The organism is Shimia sp., from assembly GCF_041624275.1.
Classification (GTDB): Bacteria; Pseudomonadota; Alphaproteobacteria; order Rhodobacterales; family Rhodobacteraceae; genus Shimia.
The window spans coordinates 1-6,025 of record NZ_JBFJVE010000181.1 but is presented as its reverse complement, the minus strand read 5'-3'; the positions used below and the strand labels follow the sequence as shown (position 1 = coordinate 6,025).

8 protein-coding genes are annotated in these 6,025 nt (G+C 66.4%); 7 read left to right on the top strand and 1 reads right to left on the bottom strand.

Annotation, left to right across the window (positions count from 1 at the left end; translation table 11 throughout):
- Positions 1–383 precede the first annotated feature (383 nt).
- From ABZD10_RS12780 to ABZD10_RS12750, 7 genes are read left to right on the top strand one after another with little or no spacing between them, the layout of a single operon-like run.
- The gene (locus ABZD10_RS12780; RefSeq protein ID WP_372887009.1) at positions 384–1,085 is read left to right on the top strand and encodes a response regulator transcription factor; all 702 of its coding nucleotides are present in this window, start codon (positions 384–386) and stop codon (positions 1,083–1,085) included.
- Between the two features lie 8 nt (positions 1,086–1,093).
- Complete coding sequence (locus ABZD10_RS12775; RefSeq protein ID WP_372887007.1) at positions 1,094–2,812, top strand: sensor N-terminal transmembrane domain-containing protein; 1,719 nt, start codon at positions 1,094–1,096, stop codon at positions 2,810–2,812.
- Positions 2,813–2,826: 14 nt separating this feature from the next.
- Positions 2,827–3,291: an HPr kinase/phosphorylase gene (locus tag ABZD10_RS12770; RefSeq protein WP_372887005.1), complete on the top strand. Its 465-nt coding sequence runs from the start codon at positions 2,827–2,829 to the stop codon at positions 3,289–3,291.
- The gene (gene rapZ / locus ABZD10_RS12765) at positions 3,288–4,211 is read left to right on the top strand and encodes an RNase adapter RapZ (RefSeq protein ID WP_372887003.1); all 924 of its coding nucleotides are present in this window, start codon (positions 3,288–3,290) and stop codon (positions 4,209–4,211) included. Before ABZD10_RS12770 ends, rapZ begins: the two co-directional genes overlap by 4 nt.
- A gap of 5 nt (positions 4,212–4,216) precedes the next feature.
- The gene (locus ABZD10_RS12760; protein ID WP_372887002.1) at positions 4,217–4,609 is read left to right on the top strand and encodes a PTS sugar transporter subunit IIA; all 393 of its coding nucleotides are present in this window, start codon (positions 4,217–4,219) and stop codon (positions 4,607–4,609) included.
- Positions 4,610–4,613: 4 nt separating this feature from the next.
- The gene (locus ABZD10_RS12755; RefSeq protein WP_372887001.1) at positions 4,614–4,892 is read left to right on the top strand and encodes an HPr family phosphocarrier protein; all 279 of its coding nucleotides are present in this window, start codon (positions 4,614–4,616) and stop codon (positions 4,890–4,892) included.
- A gap of 35 nt (positions 4,893–4,927) precedes the next feature.
- The gene (locus ABZD10_RS12750; protein WP_372887000.1) at positions 4,928–5,794 is read left to right on the top strand and encodes a lysophospholipid acyltransferase family protein; all 867 of its coding nucleotides are present in this window, start codon (positions 4,928–4,930) and stop codon (positions 5,792–5,794) included.
- Between the two features lie 102 nt (positions 5,795–5,896).
- Here the strand turns inward: ABZD10_RS12750 and ABZD10_RS12745 are convergent.
- Positions 5,897–6,025 (bottom strand): 3-hydroxyacyl-CoA dehydrogenase family protein (locus ABZD10_RS12745; protein WP_372887010.1); only part of this gene is annotated, 129 nt, incomplete at its 5' end.

Genomic DNA, 6,025 nt, shown 5'->3' with positions numbered 1-6,025 from the left:
TACCCGTCCAAATGTCATGTTCTAACTCCTGTGGCCGACCGGATATCTGGCGGCAAAGTTCATCTGTCAGGGGCGGATTTCGGGGCCCCTGCCGGCCACCATCGGGGGCCGACATCGCGCTCTTAGCATGACGCTTCCGTGAAAGAACAGGACGGTTTCGCGCAGTTAGCGCAACCAAGCGCAAGTTAGCGCCATCAAATCCTTTAACCTGTGAGGCAGGCCCGGATCGGTGAGTCATTTTAGCCATTGGTTAGCGAATTCGGGCTGAAATGAGGCAGCAATCTGACGTGATTCGCACTTTGGGATTGATCTAAATTGCACGAAAGGCGCATAATGTGGCCAATAACAGAAAATAATTGCGAGCAGTATGAGGACATCAACCAATGTCGAAAATCGCCTTGGTGGACGATGACAGGAACATCCTGACATCCGTTTCCATGACTCTCGAAGCCGAGGGTTTCGAAGTCGAGACCTATAACGACGGCCAGCAGGCTCTGGATGCCTTCAACAAGAAGCTTCCGGACATGGCCGTGCTGGATATCAAGATGCCGCGCATGGACGGCATGGATCTGTTGCAGCGGCTGCGCCAGAAGACCACCATGCCGGTGATCTTCCTGACCTCGAAGGACGACGAGATCGACGAGGTTCTGGGCCTGCGCATGGGCGCCGACGACTACGTCAAGAAACCCTTTTCGCAGCGCCTTCTCGTCGAACGCATCCGCGCCCTTTTGCGGCGCCAGGACGCGGTCGAGGGCAATATCGTCGGCGAGACCGAGGACACCAAGGTCATGGTGCGCGGCGATCTGACGATGGACCCGCTGCGCCACTCGGTCAGCTGGAAGGGCAAGGACGTCACCCTGACGGTGACCGAGTTCCTGCTGTTGCAGGCGCTGGCGCAACGCCCCGGTTTCGTGAAAAGCCGCGATCAGCTGATGGATGTGGCCTATGACGATCAGGTCTATGTCGACGACCGCACCATCGACAGCCACATCAAGCGGCTGCGCAAGAAGATGCGCAGCGCCGACGACGATTTCTCGGCGATCGAAACGCTCTATGGGATCGGTTACAGGTATAACGAAGAGTAAGCACTGACATGGCTTTGGCCGAAAGGATAAACGTGCGCGACATGGCCCATGGACGGGACGGTGACGTTGTATTGGGCGACGATTGGGTGGCGCCCGAGACCACGGCCGAGGAAGACCGGCGGGGACGCCGCGAAAGGCGGCGGCTGTTGCCGCTGGGCCGGTCGCCGCTGACCCGCAAGATCATCACCTTCAACCTGATCGCGCTTTGCGTCATGGTCGCCGGGATCCTCTATCTGAACTCGGCCCGCGACAGTCTTGCGGTGCAGCGTGCCGCCGGCCTGATGAGCGAGGCGCGGCTGATCTCCGGCGCGCTCGAGGCGCAGATGCCGGCCGGGGCGCCGGTCAACCTGGCCAGTGCCGACGGGGTCGATGCCGAGCGCACGCTTGCCAAGCTGCCGCTGCGGCGCGGCACCCAGGTCTATGTCTTCGACGCCAGCCGCAACCAGATCGCCACCGCCAGCGGCACCGAGACCGACGAGGCGGCGCAGGCGCTGGCCGCGCGGCCGCGCGGCACGCCGCTGACCGGGGCGCTGAACTGGCTCTGGGCCCGGGTGGCGGGCGACACCGCCCCGGTCGAGCCCGCGCTGCCGCCGACCGGCGAGCAGGCGGCCGGTCTGTCGGACCGCGCCATTGCCGGCGAAGAGGTGCTGACCACGCTGCGCGGCGCCGCCGACAGCCGGGTTTTCGCGGTCTCGGTGCCGGTGTTCCACAACGGCGCTGCCGTCGGGGCGGTGGTGCTGACCAGCGCCGCCGGCGAGCTTGACCAGATGGTGCGCGCCGAACGCGAGCGCGTCTTGCAGATGTTCGCCATTGCGCTGGTGGTGTCGGTGGGGCTGTCGATGGTGCTGGCCTCGACGATCTCCAACCCGCTTTCCGATCTTGCCGCCGCCGCCGAGATCGGCCGCGACAACGACCTGCGCACGGTCAATCCCGGCCGGGTGCGCATCCCCGACCTGACTGCGCGCCCCGACGAGATCGGCCGCCTGTCGGGCGCGCTGCGGGGCATGGTCTCGGCACTTTACGACCGTATCGACAGCAACGAGCAGTTCGCCGCCGACGTCGCCCATGAAATCAAGAACCCGCTGGCCTCGCTGCGTTCGGCGGTGGGGTCGCTGCGGCTGGTCAAGAAACCCGAGCACCGCGAGAAGCTGCTGGACGTGATCGAGCATGACGTGCGCCGCCTCGACCGGCTGGTCAGCGACATCTCCAACGCCTCGCGGCTCGACAGCGAGCTGGTGAAGGAGGACGAGGAGCAGTTCGACCTTCTCGGCATGATCGAGAACCTGGCGCAGTATCTCGGCGAAGATGCCGGCAGCAAGGGCATCGATTTCATCACCGACCTGCCCGAGACCGCGATCCATATCCGCGGCCTCGAGGCGCGGCTGGCACAGGTCTTCGTCAATCTCATCACCAATGCCATCAGCTTCTGCGAAGAGGGTGACGCCATCCGCCTCTGGGCCCGGCGGCGCGAGAACCGGGTTCTGGTGGTGGTCGAGGATACCGGCCCCGGCATTCCCGATCAGGCGCTGAGCAAGATCTTCAACCGCTTCTATTCGCAGCGCCCCGAAGAGCAGTTCGGCAACAATTCCGGCCTCGGGCTGGCGATTTCGAAACAGATCGTCGAAGCCCATGGCGGCGTGATCTGGGCCGAGAACATCCGCCCCACCGACGCCGACCCGACCTCTGAACCGCTGGGTGCGCGTTTCGTGGTGGGCCTGCCGGTCTGAACGGGGGCGGGGCCGTGACACAACCCGGCGGCAACAAGGACAGTCTGGAGGGGGGCGCAGCGCCGCTGATCCTGCATGCCAGCTGCGTCTCCCTGGGCGCGCGCGGGGTGCTGATCCTTGGCGCCTCGGGGCGCGGCAAATCCTCGCTGGCCCTGCAACTGATGGCGCTGGGGGCGCGGCTGGTCTCTGACGACCGCACGGCGCTGCACCGACAGGGCGGGCGGATCATGGCCGAGGCGCCCGCCGCCATCCGGGGCCTGATCGAGGCCCGCGGCGTCGGGCTGCTGCGGGCCGAGCCCGCGGGCGCAACAGAGGTGGTGATGGTGATCGACCTGGACCAGGAAGAAAGCGCTCGGCTGCCGCCGCTGCGCCGCACCGAGGTGCTGGGGCGCAGCCTGCCGCTGCTGCACGCGGTGCCGGAACCCTATTTCCCGGCCGCCATCCTGCAAATGCTGGCGCATGGGCGGCGGGCGCCATGAGCCGCGCGGCGCGGTCCGGGGCGCGCCAGCGCCTGGTGCTGGTCACCGGCCCCTCGGGCGCCGGCCGCTCGACCGCGATCAACGTCTTCGAGGATCTCGGCTTCGAGGCCATCGACAACCTGCCCCTGGGCCTGCTCGAGCGGCTGTTCTCGGGGCCGGCCAGCGACCGGCCGATGGTGCTGGGGCTGGATGTGCGCAACCGCGATTTCTCGCAGCTGGCGCTGCTGGCGGCGCTTGACGGCTTGCAGGCCAACCCCTCTCTGGCGCCCGAGCTGCTCTATCTCGACTGCGCGCTGCCCGAGCTTCAGCGCCGCTTCAGCGCCACCCGGCGGCGGCATCCGCTGGCGCCGGGCGAAACCGCGGTCGACGGGATCCGGCGCGAACAGGATCTCTTGGAGCCGATCCGCGAGCGCGCCGATATCCTGATCGACACCTCGGATCTCAGCCCGCATATGCTGCGCCGGCAGATCGAACGCTGGTTCGCGCCGCAGGGCGGCCAGAGGCTCGGCCTCACGGTGCAGAGCTTCAGCTACAAGCGCGGCCTGCCGCTGGGCGCCGACATGGTGATCGACTGCCGCTTTCTGCGCAATCCCTACTGGCAGGCCGATCTGCGCCGGCTCGACGGCTGTGACCCGGCCGTCGCCGCCCATATCGCCGGCGATTCGCGCTTTGCCCCCTTCTTCGAACGGACCCGCGATCTGGTGCTGATGCTGCTGCCGGCCTACCTCGAGGAGGGGCGGTCGCATTTCTCGCTTGGCTTCGGCTGCACCGGCGGGCAGCACAGATCGGTCTTTGCCGCCGAAAGATTGGCCGAGGCCCTTGCACAAGCGGGCTGGCAGGTGTCAATTAGGCACCGCGAACTGGACCGCCAGGCAAGGCTTGGCCGACAATCGGCATCTGAGGCGCGTGACAAGGACTGACAAGAGTGATCGGAATCGTGATCGTGGCACATGGCGGGCTGGCCAGAGAATACCTGGCTGCCGTCGAACATGTGGTCGGGGTGCAGAACGGGGTCACCGCGATCACCATCGACGCCGATCATGACCGGGCCGCGAAGCAGAACGAGATCTGCCGCGCCGCCGATGCGGTGGACCAGGGCGACGGCGTGGTCGTGGTGACCGACATGTTCGGCGGATCGCCGTCGAATCTCAGCCTGCGTGCCTGCGCGCCCGACAACCGCCGGATCGTCTACGGGGCCAATCTGCCGATGCTGATCAAACTGGCGAAAAGCCGCCACATGCCGGTGCCCGAAGCGGTGCGCATGGCGCTTGACGCCGGGCGCAAATATATCGACAGCCAGAATATCAACACGGATTGATCTCATGACCGAAACGGTGACGCGTTCCCTGAAAATCGTGAACATCAAGGGCCTGCACGCCCGGGCCTCGGCGCGGCTGGTGGAGGTGGTCGAAGGTTTCGACGCCGCGGCGGAAGTCAGCAAGGATGGCTTGAGTGCCTGCGGTGACAGTATTATGGGGTTGCTGATGCTGGCGGCCTCCAAGGGGTCGACGATCGAGGTCCAGACCAGCGGGCCCGACGCGATGCCGCTGGCCGACGCAATCGAGGTGCTGGTCGCCGACAAGTTCGGCGAAGGCGCCTGAGGATCCGGCTGCGATCCGGGAATAGGAACAGAGATTTGGCCGAAAGCTCGCCGCAACCGACCCCCGAGGGGGAGATCTATGATCGCCGAACGCTGACCTATGCCAACAGCTTCGACAACCCCTGGACCGGTGCCGCGATCCGCGCCATCGAATGGCTGACCGGCAAGCTGACCATCCTGCGCATGGTGCGCCGCTTCGAGAAATCCAACGCCGAGTATCGCGGCCAGAAGTTCTGGCGCGGGGCGCTCGACGTGATGGGAATCGACCTCGCCACCCCCGCGGCGCAGCTGGCCCATATCCCGGCCACCGGCCCGGTGGTGGTGGTCGCCAACCATCCTCACGGCATGGTCGACGGCATGATCCTGGCCGACCTGATCGGCCGCGTCCGCCAGGATTACCGCATCCTGACCCGCTCGGTGCTGACCGGGCTCGACGAGGCCGCCACCTCGTTCATGATCCCGGTGCCCTTCCCGCATGACCCCGAGGCACAGCGCAAGATGGTCGAGATGCGCGCCAAGGCGATGGCGCATCTCTCCGAAGGCGGGGTGGTGGCGCTGTTCCCCTCGGGGGTCGTGATGTCCTCGGACAGCTGGTTCGGCCCCGCGATCGAGCGTGAATGGAACGTCTTCACCGCCAAGATGATCCGCAAATCCGGCGCCCGCGTGGTGCCGATCTACTTTCCCGGCCGCAATTCGCGCGCCTATCTGATCGCCTGCCGGGTTTCGGCGATCCTGCGCCAGGGCCTGCTGCTGCACGAGATCGTGCGCGCCTGCAACAAGCCGCAGGCGCCGGTGGTCGGCAAGCCCCTGACCGAGGCCGAGATGGCGCCCCTGGCCACCGATCCGCGCGGTTTCATGGCCGCGCTGCGCCGGCGCACGCTGTCGCTCGGCGAGCGACCCTGAGCGCCACCGATACCGCTTTCTCTTGCCGGAAATATCCGCGGGGGGAATTGAGCCGCAGGCTCAAGGGGGGCGGCAAGCCCCCGCCCGCAAGAGGCGCCGGGCCTAGCGGGTCGGCACCGGGGTCTCGCCGCGATAGTCGTAAAACCCGCGCTTGGTCTTGCGCCCCAGCCAGCCGGCCTCGACATATTTGGTCAGCAGCGGGCAGGGCCGGTACTTGGTGTCGGCCAGCCC